Below are 14,625 nucleotides of genomic sequence, written 5' to 3' on the forward strand. Positions count from 1 at the left end.
ATCAGCTAGCGAGCATTTCGGGCATGCCCGCGGGGGAGCCGCCAGGCAGCCAGCGGCCGAAGTGGCGCGGCGAGAAGAGTTCGTCCAGCACCATGAACGCGGCGCCGACGAGCCCGCCCTCGTCGCCCAGGCGGGCCCGGTCGACGCGCAGTTCCCGGGTGGACAGCGGGAGGGAGCGCCGGTAGATCGTTTCCCGGATGGTCGCGAGGAACAGGTCCCCGGCCCCGGCGACCTTGCCGCCGAGCAGGATCGTCGACGGGTTGTAGAAGTTGACCACCGTGGCGAGCATCGCGCCGATGTGGCGGGCGGCCTGGACGAGGAGCCGCACCGCTTGGTGGTCCCCGGCGCGGGCCGCCGCGGTGATGTCGGCGGCGGTGACCCGGCCGCGCTCGGCGAGGACCGCGGCCAGCGCCGGGCTGACCCCTTCGCGCGCGAGCCGTTCGCCGTCGCGGGCGAGCGCGGCGCCCCCGGCGACCGCCTCCAGGCAACCGGTTTTGCCGCAGCGGCACACGATCGTGCTGTCGTCGGTGACCGCGGCGTGCCCGATGTCCCCGGCGCAGCCCTGCGCGCCGCGGTGCAGGTGGCCGGAATGGCTGAGCCCGGCGCCGATTCCGGTGCCGATCTTGAGGTAGAGCAGGTCGCCGGTGGGCGGCAGGTGCCGGGCGCGCAGTTCGCCGAGGCAGAGCAGGTTGACCTCGTTGTCGACCCAGACCGGGGCGCGGTAGCGGGTGGCGAACGCGTCGCGGACCGGGTAGTCGTTCCAGCCGGGCATGATCGGCGGTTCCACCGGCCGGCCGGTGGCGAATTCGACCGGTCCGGGCAGGCCGAGGCCGACACCCCAGACCTCGGCGGGACGGGCCAGTTCGCCGAGCAGCGCGTCGAGGGTCGCCCCGACTTCGGCGAGGACGGTTTCCGGGCCCTGGGCGATGTCGCAGTCGCGGTGGCGCGAGGTGAGCACGGCGCCCATGAGGTCGGTGATCCCGGCGGTGAAGCTGGTGGCGCCGAGTTCGGCGGTGAGGATGACCCCCGCGTCCCGGCGGAAGCGCAGGGCCCGGGCTTGGCGGCCGCCGGTGGACGGGTTGAGGTCGCCTTCTTCGAGGAGTCCGGCGTCGAGCAGGGCGGTGAGGCGCTGGGTGAGCGCGGTGCGCCCGAGGCCGGTCCGGGTGCTCAGAGCGGGCCGGGAGTCGGCTTCGCCGGTGCGTACCAGGTCGAGGAGCCGGGTGTAGCTCTCGAGCAACTCGGAACTGGGTGAGTGGTCGACGGCCACGAGGTCCCTCCGCTTATGCGCTGTGTGTCCGATCATATACGCGTCGCGGCATCTCTTCTGTTCACTGCGTGCATTAGAGGAGGTGTTGACAAGATCGAATACGGCCACCACTATTTCACTACTTCATTAGGGAAAGGGTGTTGTGGTGATCGACTTTCACCTCGACCGGGGGTCGGGGGTGGCGACGTACCTGCAGTTGGTGCACCAGGTGAAGCACGCGCTGCGGCTGGGGCTGCTGGCGCCGGGGGATCGGCTGCCGACCGCGAAGGAGGTCGTGGGCAAGCTGGCGATCAATCCGAACACGGTGCTCAAGGCCTATCGCGAACTGGAGCGCGAAGGGCTCGTGGCGGGCAAACCCGGGCTGGGCACCTTCGTGCAGCGCTCGCTCGGGGGCGCCTCCTTCGCCGACCGCACGCGGCTGCGCGGGGAACTGGGCGACTGGCTGACGGCTTGCCGGGCGGCGGGCCTGGACGCCGAGGACGTCCGGGCGCTGTTCTCGTCCGCCCTGCTCGACGCGTTCCGGGAGGAGACCGCATGACTGATCCGATCCTGGAGGCGACCGGGCTGGGGCTGCGCTACCGGCGGAACTGGGCGCTGCGAGACTGCTCGCTGGCGGTGCCGCGCGGCCGGGTGGTCGCGCTGGTCGGGCCGAACGGCGCGGGGAAGACGACCCTGCTGCACCTGGTCGTCGGGCTGCTGGCCCCGACGCGGGGCAGCGTGCGGGTGCTCGGCGAACCGGGCCGGGACGCGCTCGAGCGGGTGGCGTTCATGGCGCAGGACAAACCGCTCTACGACCGGTTCACCGTCGAGGACATGCTCACCCTGGGGCGGCGGATGAACCCGCGCTGGGACGGTGCGGCGGCCCGGCGGCGGCTCGACGCGCTGGGAATTCCGCTCAACCGCAAGGTGAACAAGCTGTCCACCGGGCAGCAGGCGCAGGTCGCGCTGACCTGCGCGGTGGCCAAACGCCCCGAACTGCTGGTCCTCGACGAACCGCTGGCGAACCTCGACCCGCTCGCCCGGCACGACGTGATGCGCGGGCTGATGGAAGCCGTGGCCGAAACCGAGCTGACCGTGCTGCTCTCCTCCCACGTGGTCGCCGACCTGGAGAACACCTGCGACTGGCTGATCGTGCTCAGCGGTGGCCGGGTCCAGGTCAGCGGGGACATCGACGAACTGCTCGCCGCGCACCGCCTGCTGACCGGTCCGGCGGCCGAGGCCGACGCGGTGGCCGCCCGCACCACGGTGATCGACGACCGGCGAACCGGGCGCCAGGCCACCCTGCTCCTCCGCACCGGCGAATCCGCACCCCTGCTGCTGAGTCCACAGTGGACCGAGTGTCCGGTGGGCCTGGAGGAACTCGTGCTCGGCTACCTCCGCCGCCCGGACGCCGCCACCCTGCCCCGCCCGGCCCTCGCGACCCCCGCCCGAACGTAGAACTCGCCTACCCGAACGTGCAACTCGCGTACGTGAACGTGTAACTCGCTTGCCTGAACGTGCAACTCGCGCGCGCGGGCGGCGCCCGGCGAGTTTCACACTCGGGCACGCGAACTACACATTCGGGCACGCGAGTCGCACGTTCGCGACCACTGAGGAGAACGAAACTTGTTGTGGCTTACCTGGCGGCAGCACCGGACGCAGGTGCTGGTGACCGCCGCGTTCCTGCTCGGCCTCGGGGTGGTGCTGCTGGTGCACGGACTGTCCGCGGTCAGCGCCGCCGGCGGGGAAGAGCACGCGCGGTGCTCGGAGGCGGCGGGATGTATGCAGGTCGACGCCGTGCTGACCGAACGGTACGACCAGCTCTACCAGTTCCTCCGGCCGGTTCCGTTGCTGCCCGCGTTCGTCGGGGTCTTCTGGGGCGCGCCGATCCTGGCCCGGGAGTTCGAGCACGGCACGCACAAGCTCGCCTGGACCCAGTCGGTGCCGCGGTGGCGCTGGGTGGCGGTCAAACTCGGCGTGCTCGGCACCCTGGTGGCGCTCGGCGGGCTGGTGACCGGCCTGATGATCCGGGCCTGGCAGGGGGTCTTCGGGGCGGCCGCGAAGGCATTCGGCGACCGGGCGATGTTCACCGTGGTGGGCGTGGCGCCGGTCGCGTGGTGGCTGTTCATGTTCGTGCTCGGCGTCGCGGCCGGTGCGCTGGTCCGGCGGCTGCTGCCCGCCATCGCCGTCACGTTCGCGATGTTCGTGGTGGTCTACGGCGGGCTCTACATCCTGCGGGCGGATTACGCCGAACCCGAACACCACGTTGCGTCCACATCGGACAACTCCGGCCTCGGTGACGCCATGTTGCTGGAGGCCGGGATCCAGGCGCCGGACGGGACCCGGCTGGGGTTGTCCGCGGCCGGTCAGGTGTGCCCGGGTCCCCCGGCCGCTCGGGTGCTGTGCCTGCGCGCGGGCGGATACCGGAACTTCGTCGACTACCAGCCGGCGGACCGGTTCTGGCGGTTCCAGTGGACCGAGGCGGGAATCCTCGGCGCGGGGACGCTCCTGTTCGGCGCGCTCGCGGTGTACGGCACCGTCCGCCGCCGCGTCTAGCGCGACGGCGGACGGTCCCGCGGTTCAGCTCAGCCGCAGTTCCGGCCGGTAGAGGTCGAACCAGTGGTACAGGTCCAGCACGCGGTCGATGCCGTTGCGGGTCGAGCCGGGCATGGTCGCCGGGTCCAGTTCCACCGCGGCCTGCGTCCACGCGCGGTCCACGATGTCGAACACCGGGTTGTCCTTCTCGGCGAGGACCTCCTTCGCCTGCTGCTGCAGGGCCGCCGCGTACCCGGGGTCCTGTGTGGACGGATACGGGCTCTTCACCCGGTCGACCACGGTCTGCGGCAGCACGTGCTTGGTCGCGTGCCGCAGCAGGCTCTTCTCCCGGCCGTCGAAGGTCTTCAGCGCCCACGGGGTGTTGTAGACGTACTCGACCAGCCGGTGGTCGCAGAACGGCACCCGGACCTCCAGGCCCACGGCCATCGACGCGCGGTCCTTGCGGTCCAGCAGGATCCGCACGAACCGGGTCAGGTGGAGGTTGCAGATCGTGCGCATCCGCCGCTCGAGTTCGCTCGCCCCGTCCAGCTGCTCGACCTTGGCGACCGAGGTCGCGTACTGGTCGGCGGTGTAGCCCGGCACGTCGAGCAGTTCGGCCACGTCGGCGCGCAGCACCCCGGTCCGGTCGCTGTGCGCGCTCTGGAACGCCAGCCACGGGAACGTCTTCGCCTCGCGCGCGGCCTCGTCGTGGAACCAGCGGTACCCGCCGAACACCTCGTCCGCGGACTCACCGGACAGCGCGACCGTCGACTCCCGGCGGATCGCCTTGAACAGCAGGTACAGCGAGGTGTCCATATCGCCGAGGCCCCCCGGGATGTCCCGGGCGGTGAGCATGGCCCGGCGCACCGCGGGATCGGTCAGGTCCGCCGGGTTGAGCATCACGTCCTGGTGCGCGGAGTTCACCAGCTTGGCGACATCGCGCACGAACGGCGAGTCCGGGGTGTCGCGCACCTCGTCCGGCTGGAAGTGCTCCTCCTGGCCGAAGAAGTCGACCGAGAACGTGCGCAGCTGCTCGCCCTGCTCGGCGAGGCGGGCGGCGGCGAGGCCGGTGACCGCGCTGGAGTCGAGGCCGCCGGAGAGCAGCACGCAGCGGGGCACGTCGGCGACGAGCTGGCGGTGCACGATGTCGGTCATCAGCTCGCGGACCTTGGCGACCGTGGTGTCCTGGTCGTCGGTGTGCTCGGTCGCCTTCAGGGTCCAGTAGGTGTGGGTGTGGATGCCGTCGGCGTCCACCCGGACGATGGTCCCCGGCTCGACCTCGTACATGCCCTGCCACAGCGACCAGCCCGGCGTCTTGGTGAACGCCGCCAGCTCGCGCAGGCCGTCCGCGTCGACGACCCGCTTCGCCAGCGGGTTCGCCAGGATCGCCTTCGGCTCGGAGCCGAAGAGCACGCCGTCGCGGGTCGGGTAGTAGTAGAACGGCTTGATCCCCATCCGGTCCCGGATCATGACCAGCTTCTGGTCGCGCTCGTCCCAGATCGCGAAAGCGTACATCCCGTTGAGGTGGTCCGCGACGCTCTCGCCCCACTCCAGGTACCCGTGCAGCACCACCTCGGTGTCACTGTCAGTGACGAACTTGTGTCCCTTCGAGGTCAGTTCCTGCCGCAATTCGGTGAAGTTGTAGGCCTCGCCGCTGTAGACCATGGAGACCGCGCCGCTCGGCGTCGCGACCTCCATCGGCTGCTTGCCGCCGGGGAGGTCGATGATCGCGAGCCGCCGGTGTCCGAGCGCGGCATGCGGGCGCACCCAGGTGCCCGAGTCGTCCGGTCCCCGGCAGGCCATGGTGGCGGTCATCTCGTCGACGACGTGCTGTTGCTTGGTGAGGTCGGAGTCGTACGACACCCACCCGGCGATCCCGCACATGAGCACTGCCTTCCGTTTATTTAGCTAGTACAACTATCCGTTACACAGTTTTAATGCATTTTCGGGCTCTTGTCTGCCCAAATTGCACGCTCCGTCCGGATGGGCTTACGCCCTGTGGGCCGCCTCACCGCGCGTCAAGATCGCGTAAACGCCGCGGCCGCGGGCGTCAAGGAGCCGTCAGGCGGCTTGGTTACTCGCCGTTACCAGCGCACGCTTGCGGACGGTCGCGGTCACCACTGGGGTGACCCGTTGTGAAAGGTGCACAGTGGCCGACTTGCTTTACGCCGCCCTGCTGATCGGCGTGTTCGTGATTCTGGCGCTGACCCTGCGCGGGCTGGAGAGGCTGTGAACGGGGTGAGCACTGCGGCCAACGTCATCGGGGGTGTGTTGGCCCTGGGGTTGATCGTCTACTTGTTCATCGCTCTGATCAGGCCGGAGAAATTCTGATGTCAGACACGACGGCCGGCCTCCTGCAGGTCGGCCTTCTTCTTGTCGCCCTGGCGGTGGCGTACAAACCGCTGGGCGACTACATGGCGAAGGTCTACTCCAGCGAAAAGGACTGGAAGATCGAACGCGGGCTGTACCGGCTCTTCCGGGTGGACCCCAAGTCCGAGCAGAAGTGGTCGACGTACGCCGCGGGGGTGCTCGCCTTCTCGCTCGTCTCGGTGGTGCTGCTCTACCTGCTGCAGCGCCTGCAGCCGCTGCTGCCGTTCGACTTCGGCCGCGGCCCGGTGGCGCCGGGGATCGCGTTCAACACCGCGGTCAGCTTCGTGACCAACACCAACTGGCAGTCGTACGTGCCGGAGCAGGTGCTGGGCCACACCGTGCAGATGGCCGGGCTGACCGTGCAGAACTTCCTGTCCGCGGGCGTCGGGATGGCCGTCGCGGTCGCGCTGATCCGCGGGTTCGTCCGGTCGAAGACCGACCGCCTCGGCAACTTCTGGGTCGACCTGACCCGCGGCACCGTCCGGATCCTGCTGCCGATCGCGTTCGTGTTCGCGATCGTGCTGATCTCCCTGGGCGTCGTGCAGAGCCTGACCTCGGGCGTGGACGTGGCCAACCCGGACGGCAGCTCGAGCCGGATCGCGCTGGCCCCGGTGGCCAGCCAGGAGGTCATCAAGGAACTGGGCACCAACGGCGGCGGCATCCTCAACGCCAACTCGTCGCACCCGTTCGAGAACCCGAACGCCTGGACCAACCTGATCGAGATCTTCCTGATCCTGGTGATCCCGGTTTCGCTGACCCGGACCTTCGGCAAGCTGGTCGGCAACCGCAAGCAGGGCCTGGTCCTGCTGTCGGTGATGGCCGCGCTGCAGGCGGCGACCCTGACGATCATCTGGCTGTCCGAGAAGAACGCGGGCGGTCCGGCGGCGCTGCTGGCCGGGGGGAACCTGGAAGGCAAGGAGCAGCGCTTCGGCATCGGCATGTCCTCGCTGTTCGCCAACGCCACCACCGGCACCTCCACCGGCGCGGTCAACTCGATGCACGACAGCTACAGCGGGCTCGGCGGCGGGATGCCGTTGCTGAACATGCTCTTCGGCGAGGTCACGCCGGGCGGGGTCGGCACCGGGATCTACGGCATCCTGGTGATGGCGATCATCGCGATGTTCCTCGCCGGGCTGATGGTCGGGCGGACCCCGGAGTACCTGGGCAAGAAGCTCGGGAAGCGCGAGGTCACCTGCGCCGCGATCGCCATGCTCGCGATGCCGACCGTGGTCCTGCTCGGTTCGGGCGCGGCGCTGATGCTGCCGAACGAACTGTCCACGGCCCTGACCAACAGCGGCCCGCACGGCCTGTCCGAGGTGCTCTACGCCTACACCTCGACCGGCAACAACAACGGCAGCGCGTTCGGCGGCCTCACCGTCACCAGCGACTGGTTCGAGTCCACGCTCGGCGTCGCCATGCTGCTCGGCAGGTATGTCCCGATCCTCGCGGTGCTCTGCCTGGCGGGTTCGCTCGCCGCGCAGCGGAAGGTGCCGCAGACCGCGGGCACGCTGCCCACCACCGGGCCGCTGTTCGGCTCGATGCTCACCGGCACGATCGTTCTCGTCGCCGCGCTCACCTTCATCCCGGCGCTCGCGCTGGGGCCCATCGCGGAGGCACTCGCATGAGGACATCTGTGGCGAGTCGCGGCACTCGAGACGACCACAGCGCGCGCCTCGGCCGTCAGGCCCCGCTATCGGGGCGGCAGGGCGCCCTCCCCATCAACGTGCGAGGCAATCGCAAGTCGCGCCCTGGCGACACGATCGCGGTCGCGCGCAAGCTCGCGAAGGATACAGCATGACAGTCACCGAAACTCGTCGTACTCCCGAGGAGGAGACGCAGCACCACGTCGAAAACGCCGGGCGGGTCGGTGCCGGGATCTTCAACCCCCGGCAGCTGCTGACCTCGTTCCCGGACGCGCTGCGCAAGCTCAACCCCCGCCACCAGCTGGCCAACCCGGTCATGTTCGTGGTGTGGGTCGGCTCGATCCTGGTGACCGTCTTCGCGATCACCGATCCGAGCGTGTTCACCATCCTGATCGCCGTCTGGCTGTGGTTCACCGTGCTGTTCGCGAACCTGGCCGAGGCGGTGGCCGAGGGCCGCGGCAAGGCGCAGGCGGAAACCTTGCGGCGCACCAAGAAGGAGACCGTCGCGCGCCGGTTGAACGCCGACGGCACCGAGGACCGGGTGCCCGGCGTCGACCTGACCATCGGGGACCTGGTGGTCGTCGAGGCGGGCGAGGTGATCCCCGGCGACGGCGACGTCGTCGAGGGCATCGCCACGGTCGACGAATCGGCGATCACCGGCGAATCGGCCCCGGTCATCCGGGAGTCCGGCGGCGACCGCTGCGCGGTGACCGGCGGCACCACCGTGCTGTCCGACCGGATCGTCGTGAAGATCACCACCAAGCCCGGTGAGTCCTTTGTGGACAGGATGATCTCGTTGGTGGAAGGCGCTTCGCGGCAGAAGACGCCGAACGAGATCGCGCTGACGATCCTGCTGTCCACGCTGACCATCATCTTCCTGCTCGCCGTGGTGGCGCTGCAGCCGATGGCCGGCTACTCGGGCAGCCAGCAGTCGGTGATCGTGCTGACCGCGTTGCTGGTCTGCCTGATCCCCACGACGATCGGCGCCCTGCTCTCGGCCATCGGCATCGCCGGGATGGACCGCCTGGTGCAGCGCAACGTGCTGGCCACCTCCGGGCGCGCGGTCGAGGCCGCGGGCGACGTTTCCACGCTGCTGCTGGACAAGACCGGCACCATCACCTTCGGCAACCGCCGGGCGACCGAGCTGATCCCGGTCGGCGAGTCCACGCCCGCGCAACTCGCCGAGGCGGCCCGGCTGTCCAGCCTCGCCGACGGCACGCCGGAAGGACGCAGCATCATCGAGCTGATCGTGACCGAGCACGGCCTGCCCGCCGAGGCGGGCGCGGACGAGCGGCTCGGCGAGTTCGTGCCGTTCGCGGCGCAGACCCGGATGAGCGGGATCGACCTCGGCGAGCGGCAGGTCCGCAAGGGCGCCACCGGTTCGGTCCGCGACTGGGTGCGCGACCGGGGCGGTGAGTTCCCGGCGGAAACCGAACGGGTCGTCGACGAGATCAGCGGGCAGGGCGGCACCCCGCTGGTGGTCGCCGAGGTGAACGGCGGCAAGGCGTTCGTGCGCGGCGTGATCCGGCTGTCGGACGTGGTGAAGCCCGGGATGCGGGAGCGGTTCGTCGAACTGCGCGAGATGGGCATCAAAACGGTGATGATCACCGGTGACAACCCGCTGACCGCCAAGGCCATCGCCGAAGAGGCCGGGGTGGACGACTACCTCGCCGAGGCCAAACCGGAAGACAAGATGGCCCTGATCCGCAAGGAGCAGGAGGGCGGCCGCCTGGTCGCGATGACCGGGGACGGCACCAACGACGCCCCGGCGCTGGCCCAGTCCGACGTGGGCGTGGCGATGAACACCGGCACCTCGGCGGCCAAAGAGGCCGGGAACATGGTGGACCTCGACTCCAACCCGACGAAGCTGATCGAGATCGTGGAGATCGGCAAGCAGCTGCTGATCACCCGCGGCGCGCTGACCACGTTCAGCGTGGCCAACGACCTCGCGAAGTACTTCGCGATCCTGCCGGCCATGTTCATGGCGATCTACCCGCAGCTCGCGGGCCTGAACATCATGCACCTGGCCACGCCGAAGTCGGCGATCCTGTCCGCGGTGATCTTCAACGCGCTGATCATCGTGGCGCTGATCCCGCTGGCCCTGCGCGGGGTCCGGTACAAGCCGTCGACCGCGTCCTCGCTGCTGCGCCGGAACCTGCTGCTCTACGGGCTGGGCGGGATCGTCACCCCGTTCGCCGGGATCTGGCTGATCGACCTCCTCATCCGTCTCATTCCGGGAATCGGGTAACTGACATGAAAGCCTTCTTGAAGCAAACCGGCGCGGGCGTGCGGGTGCTGCTGGTCTTCACCGTGCTGCTCGGGGTGATCTACCCGCTCGGGGTGTGGGCGGTGTCCCGGGTCCCCGGGCTGCGGGCCAACGCCGAGGGTTCGGTCGTCGAACAGAACGGGCAGGCGGTCGGGTCCTCGCTGATCGGGATCGACCCGGTCGCCGCGGACCCGGCGCACGACCCGTGGTTCCACAACCGCCCGTCGGCCGGTTCCGAGAACCCGCTCGGACCGGGCGACCCGTCCAGTTCGGGTGCGTCGAACAAGGGCGCCTACAACGAGGACCTGATCGCGGCGATCAAGGAACGCAGGGACCTGATCGCCCAGCGCGAAGGCGTGTCCCCGGACCGGGTGCCCGCCGACGCGGTGACCGCGTCCGGGTCCGGTTTGGACCCGGCGATCAGCGCGGAGTACGCCGAGCTGCAGATCCCGCGGGTCGCCCGCGTCACCGGGCTGCCCGAGGCGAAGGTGCGGCAGCTCGTCAACGAACACACCAGCGGTGCCGGGGTCGGCATCCCCGGGGTGAACGTTCTCGAGCTCAACCTCGCCGTCCGGGCCGCGGCCCCTGGCAGGTGACCGGAACGGAAAGGGAGCAGACTGGCGGCGTGGACCAGCAAGACCAGGCCGGAGAGCGCGGGCCGGGCAAGCCGCGCCGGGGAGAACTGCGGATCTACCTCGGCGCGGCGCCCGGCGTCGGCAAGACGTTCGCGATGCTCGGCGAGGCGCGGCGGCGCCTCGACCGCGGCACCGACGTGGTGGCCGGGCTGGTGGAGACGCACGGGCGGAAGAAGACCGCGGATCTGCTCGAGGGCCTGGAGATCGTGCCCCGGCGGCACGTCTTCCACCGCGGGCACGAGTTCACCGAGATGGACGTCGACGCGCTGCTCGCGCGCAAGCCCGAGGTGGCCGTGGTGGACGAGCTCGCGCACACCAACATTCCCGGCTCCCGCAACGAGAAGCGCTGGCAGGACGTGGAGGAGCTGCTGGACGCGGGGATCGACGTCCTGTCCACGGTGAACGTCCAGCACCTGCAGAGCCTGAACGACGTGGTCGAGCGGATCACCGGGGTCGCGCAGCAGGAGACCGTGCCGGACGAGGTGGTGCGCCGCGCCGAACAGGTCGAGCTGGTGGACATCACCCCGGAGGCGCTGCGCCGGCGGCTGGCGCACGGCAACGTCTACCCGGCCGAACGCATCGACGCCGCGCTGGGCAACTACTTCCGGCCCGGCAACCTGACCGCGTTGCGCGAGCTGGCCCTGCTGTGGGTGGCCGACCAGGTCGACGTGGCGCTGCAGCGGTACCGCGAGGAGAAGCGGATCACCGACACCTGGGAGGCCCGCGAACGCGTGGTCGTGGCGATCACTGGCGGGCCGGAGAGTGAGACGCTGATCCGCCGGGCCCGCCGGATCGCCGCGCGGGCCGGGGCGGAACTGCTGGTGCTGCACATCCTGCGCGGGGACGGGCTCGCCGGGCTCGGGCCGACGGCGATCGGGAAGTACCGCAAGCTCGCCGAGGACGTCGGCGCGACCTTCCACACCGTGGTCGGCGACGACGTGCCGCAGGCGCTGCTGGACTTCGCGCGGGGCGTCAACGCCACCCAGCTGGTGCTGGGCACTTCCCGGCGCTCGCGGATCGCGCGGCTGTTCGACGAGGGCATCGGCGCGGCCGTGGTGCAGGACTCCGGCCCGATCGACGTCCACATGGTGACCCACGCGCAGGCGGGCGGGCGGCTGCGGGCCAAGCTCGGCCGCAGCTCGCTGCCGTGGGGCAGGCAGGTCCTCGGCTGGGCGATGGCGGTGGTCGTGCCCGCGATGGCGACGCTGATCGGCGTCCTGCTGCGCGACGAGCTCGACTTCTCCACCGACGTCGTGGACTACTTCCTGGCCACGGTGATCGTGGCGCTCATCGGCGGGCTCGGGCCCGCGCTGCTGGCCTCCTTCCTGTCCGCGGGGCTGCTGAACTTCTTCTTCACCGAGCCGTTCTACACGCTCACCGTGCACGCCCAGACCAACGTGATCACGTTGATCGCCATGGTGATCGTGGGCGTGCTGGTGGCGCTGGTGGTGGACACCGCGGCGCGCCGGGCGACCCAGGCCGCGCAGGCGCGCACCGAGGCGTCCCTGCTCGCCTCCTACGCCCGGACGGTGCTCACCCACGCCAAACCGGTGGAGCGCCTGCTGGAGAAGGTCCGGGAGAACTTCGGGCTGACTTCGGTGGCGTTGCTGGAAAAGCGGGACGCCAAGTGGAAGCGGGTGGCCAAGGTCGGGGAGAACCCGTGCGCCGGGCCGGCCGAGGCGGACGTGGACGTGCCGGTGACCGCCGACGTCCACCTCGCGCTGCGCGGCCGGGCGCTGGACGCCGGTGACCGCCGGGTGCTCGAGGCCGCCGCCGGGCAGGCGCTGCTCGCCCTGCGCCAGCAGCGGATGGCGGCGGCGACGGCCCGTGCCGAGCGCAAGGCCGAGGCAACCGAACTGCGCACGGCGTTGCTGTCCGCGCTCGGGCACGATCTGCGCACCCCGCTCACCTCGATCAAGGCGGCCATCGGCAGCCTGCGCGCCCAGGACATCGAGCTGTCACCGGAGGACACCGAGGAGCTGCTGCTCACCGCGGAGGAGTCGGCCGATCGGCTGGCCGATCTGGTGGACAACCTGCTCGACTCGTCCCGGCTGGCCACCGGCGCGGTGCGGCCGCATCTGCGCCCGGTCGGCTACGACGAGGTCGTGGCGCACGCACTGGCCAATGTGGACGGTTCGAAATCGGTGCAGGTCAAGGTGGACGAGCATCTGCCCGCGGTGTTCGCCGATCCGGGCCTGCTCGAGCGCGTGGTGGCGAACGTGCTGGACAACGCGCTGCGGCACGGGGCCCGGGCCACCCGGCCGGTGTCCGCCCGCGCCAGCACGCACGCCGAGCACGTCGAACTGCGGATCATCGACCACGGACCCGGCCTCAAGAAGGGCGGGGCGGAGGCCGCCTTCGCGCCGTTCCAGCGGCTCGGGGACCGGGACGCGACCCCGGGCATCGGCCTCGGGCTGTCCGTGGCGAAGGGGTTCACCGAGGCGATGGGCGGCACCATCCGGGCGGAGGACACGCCTGGCGGCGGGCTCACCGTGGTGATCTCCTTACCGGCGTACCGGGGGCAGGAGAACGGCGTCCGGCTCACCGACTTGGATGAGCTCGAGCTGGACGAGGAGAGTGGGGAGCAAGTTCCATGACTGCGGCGAAGGCGGACAACGGGCAGGCGAGATCCGGCACGGTGCTGGTGATCGACGACGAACCGCAGATCGTGCGCGCGTTGCGGATCAACCTGTCGGCGCGGGGGTACAAGGTGATCACCGCCCACGACGGGACCGCGGCGCTGCGCGCGGTGGCCGAGACCAAACCGGACGTGGTGGTGCTCGACCTCGGCCTGCCCGATATGGACGGCAACGACGTGATCGCCGGGCTGCGCGGCTGGACCACCGTGCCGATCATCGTGCTGTCGGCGCGCGGCGACTCCTCGGACAAGGTGCAGGCGCTCGACGCGGGGGCCGACGACTACGTCACCAAACCGTTCGGCATGGACGAACTGCTGGCGCGGCTGCGGGCGGCGGTGCGGCGGTCCTCGGTGTCCAAAGCGGACGATGCCGAGGCGGTCGTGGAGACCGAGGCGTTCACCATCGACCTCGCGGCGAAGAAGGTGCACCGCGACGGCGCCGAGGTGCACCTCACCAAGACCGAATGGGGAGTGCTGGAACTGCTGGTGCGCAACCGCGGGCGGCTGGTCGCGCAGAAGCAGATCCTGCACGAGGTGTGGGGGCCGTCCTACGAGACCGAATCGCACTACCTGCGGGTCTACCTGGCGCAGCTGCGCCGCAAACTGGAACCGGAACCCTCGCGGCCGCGGCACCTGCTCACCGAACCGGGAATGGGCTACCGCTTCGAAGCCTAGTTTCCGCTGCTGGACGTCCCGCTGCCCGAACTGCCGGGGGACGACGTGCCGCCGGTGGACGAGGACGGGTCGGACGGCGACGGGTCGGTGGTCGTCGTCGGCGACGGCGGGGTCCAGGTCGGGGTGGGCTTGGACGAAGACGGCGGCGTCGTGGGATGCGTTCCGGTCGGCGTGCCGGGGCCGGTGCCCGGCGGCAGTTGCGTGCCCGGCTGGCCCGGCCCCGGGTGCGCCGGCGGGGGCGTCACCACGCTGGTGGTCGGCTTGCCGTCCGGGCCGACGCTGACCACGGTGGTCGGCGCGGCCGGGGACGAGGGGATCGGGCCCGCCACCGCGACCCCGCTGACGGTGATCGGCGCCTGGCCGGGCACGGCGTTGCCCGGGACGACCTGGGCGCCGGGCGCCTGGCCCGGGTGCGGCTGGCCCGCGGCCGGACCGGCGGCGTCGGAGGGAGAAGGACTGGCGAGCTCGGCGATCGCACCGAAGGCGGTGGCGAGCACGAGCCCGCTCGCGGCGAGCATCACGTAGCCGGTGCGGTGCAGCCGGCCGCTGGATACCCGCGGCGGCGCGTCCTCGGCTCTTTTGCCCGGTCGTGACCCCGGTTGGGTCATACTTGCTCC

At 70.6% G+C, this 14,625-nt stretch carries 13 protein-coding genes; 10 read left to right on the top strand and 3 right to left on the bottom strand.

Going from position 1 to position 14,625, the window contains the following annotated elements; translation table 11 throughout:
• Nucleotide 1: 1 nt before the first annotated feature.
• The gene (locus tag FXO23_RS30335; RefSeq protein WP_246258029.1) at nucleotides 2–1,267 is read right to left on the bottom strand and encodes an ROK family protein; all 1,266 of its coding nucleotides are present in this window, start codon (nucleotides 1,265–1,267) and stop codon (nucleotides 2–4) included.
• A gap of 145 nt (nucleotides 1,268–1,412) precedes the next feature.
• Between FXO23_RS30335 and FXO23_RS30340 the strand changes: the two genes are divergently transcribed.
• The 3 genes from FXO23_RS30340 to FXO23_RS30350 all read left to right on the top strand — a co-directional run bounded on the left by FXO23_RS30340 (nucleotide 1,413) and on the right by FXO23_RS30350 (nucleotide 3,802).
• Nucleotides 1,413–1,805, top strand: coding sequence for a GntR family transcriptional regulator (locus FXO23_RS30340; protein ID WP_158888905.1), 393 nt, complete (start codon nucleotides 1,413–1,415; stop codon nucleotides 1,803–1,805).
• A complete protein-coding gene (locus FXO23_RS30345) occupies nucleotides 1,802–2,704 on the top strand; it encodes an ABC transporter ATP-binding protein (RefSeq protein ID WP_158888906.1) in 903 nt (300 codons plus the stop codon). Before FXO23_RS30340 ends, FXO23_RS30345 begins: the two co-directional genes overlap by 4 nt.
• A 168-nt stretch (nucleotides 2,705–2,872) precedes the next feature.
• Complete coding sequence (locus FXO23_RS30350) at nucleotides 2,873–3,802, top strand: ABC transporter permease (protein WP_158888907.1); 930 nt, start codon at nucleotides 2,873–2,875, stop codon at nucleotides 3,800–3,802.
• A gap of 24 nt (nucleotides 3,803–3,826) precedes the next feature.
• Here the strand turns inward: FXO23_RS30350 and asnB are convergent, their stop codons facing one another.
• The gene (gene asnB / locus FXO23_RS30355; RefSeq protein WP_158888908.1) at nucleotides 3,827–5,665 is read right to left on the bottom strand and encodes an asparagine synthase (glutamine-hydrolyzing); all 1,839 of its coding nucleotides are present in this window, start codon (nucleotides 5,663–5,665) and stop codon (nucleotides 3,827–3,829) included.
• A 214-nt stretch (nucleotides 5,666–5,879) separates the two neighbouring features.
• Here asnB and FXO23_RS52325 point away from each other — a divergent pair, with 214 nt between their 5' ends.
• The 7 genes from FXO23_RS52325 to FXO23_RS30385 all read left to right on the top strand — a co-directional run bounded on the left by FXO23_RS52325 (nucleotide 5,880) and on the right by FXO23_RS30385 (nucleotide 14,008).
• Nucleotides 5,880–6,014, top strand: coding sequence for a hypothetical protein (locus FXO23_RS52325; protein WP_281356632.1), 135 nt, complete (start codon nucleotides 5,880–5,882; stop codon nucleotides 6,012–6,014).
• A gap of 5 nt (nucleotides 6,015–6,019) precedes the next feature.
• Entirely contained in the window at nucleotides 6,020–6,112 is a 93-nt protein-coding gene (gene kdpF / locus FXO23_RS30360) for a K(+)-transporting ATPase subunit F (protein WP_158888980.1), read from the top strand.
• Entirely contained in the window at nucleotides 6,112–7,776 is a 1,665-nt protein-coding gene (gene kdpA, locus FXO23_RS30365; protein WP_158888909.1) for a potassium-transporting ATPase subunit KdpA, read from the top strand. Before kdpF ends, kdpA begins: the two co-directional genes overlap by 1 nt.
• A gap of 169 nt (nucleotides 7,777–7,945) precedes the next feature.
• On the top strand, nucleotides 7,946–10,042 hold the full coding sequence (gene kdpB, locus FXO23_RS30370) for a potassium-transporting ATPase subunit KdpB (RefSeq protein WP_158888910.1): 2,097 nt from the start codon (nucleotides 7,946–7,948) through the stop codon (nucleotides 10,040–10,042).
• A 5-nt stretch (nucleotides 10,043–10,047) separates the two neighbouring features.
• On the top strand, nucleotides 10,048–10,656 hold the full coding sequence (locus FXO23_RS30375) for a potassium-transporting ATPase subunit C (RefSeq protein ID WP_158888911.1): 609 nt from the start codon (nucleotides 10,048–10,050) through the stop codon (nucleotides 10,654–10,656).
• Nucleotides 10,657–10,685: 29 nt separating this feature from the next.
• Nucleotides 10,686–13,292, top strand: coding sequence for a sensor histidine kinase (locus tag FXO23_RS30380; protein ID WP_158888912.1), 2,607 nt, complete (start codon nucleotides 10,686–10,688; stop codon nucleotides 13,290–13,292).
• Nucleotides 13,289–14,008 (top strand): response regulator, encoded by a 720-nt coding sequence (locus tag FXO23_RS30385; protein WP_158888913.1) that lies wholly within the window; start codon nucleotides 13,289–13,291, stop codon nucleotides 14,006–14,008. Before FXO23_RS30380 ends, FXO23_RS30385 begins: the two co-directional genes overlap by 4 nt.
• On the opposite strand, the gene FXO23_RS30390 is transcribed toward FXO23_RS30385, so the two are convergent.
• Entirely contained in the window at nucleotides 14,005–14,616 is a 612-nt protein-coding gene (locus tag FXO23_RS30390; protein WP_158888914.1) for a hypothetical protein, read from the bottom strand. The genes FXO23_RS30385 and FXO23_RS30390 overlap by 4 nt on opposite strands.
• Nucleotides 14,617–14,625: the final 9 nt, after the last annotated feature.

This window comes from Amycolatopsis anabasis, from assembly GCF_009765355.1.
GTDB lineage: Bacteria > Actinomycetota > Actinomycetes > Mycobacteriales > Pseudonocardiaceae > Amycolatopsis > Amycolatopsis anabasis.

Excerpts from the sequence above, each read along its gene's own strand:
- FXO23_RS30345 (WP_158888906.1), top strand. The coding sequence starts at position 1,802 with ATGACTGATCCGATCCTGGAGGCGACCGGGCTGGGGCTGCGCTACCGG.
- asnB (WP_158888908.1), bottom strand. The coding sequence starts at position 5,665 with ATGTGCGGGATCGCCGGGTGGGTGTCGTACGACTCCGACCTCACCAAG.
- kdpA (WP_158888909.1), top strand. The coding sequence starts at position 6,112 with ATGTCAGACACGACGGCCGGCCTCCTGCAGGTCGGCCTTCTTCTTGTC.
- kdpB (WP_158888910.1), top strand. The coding sequence starts at position 7,946 with ATGACAGTCACCGAAACTCGTCGTACTCCCGAGGAGGAGACGCAGCAC.
- FXO23_RS30375 (WP_158888911.1), top strand. The coding sequence starts at position 10,048 with ATGAAAGCCTTCTTGAAGCAAACCGGCGCGGGCGTGCGGGTGCTGCTG.
- FXO23_RS30385 (WP_158888913.1), top strand. The coding sequence starts at position 13,289 with ATGACTGCGGCGAAGGCGGACAACGGGCAGGCGAGATCCGGCACGGTG.
- FXO23_RS30390 (WP_158888914.1), bottom strand. The coding sequence starts at position 14,616 with ATGACCCAACCGGGGTCACGACCGGGCAAAAGAGCCGAGGACGCGCCG.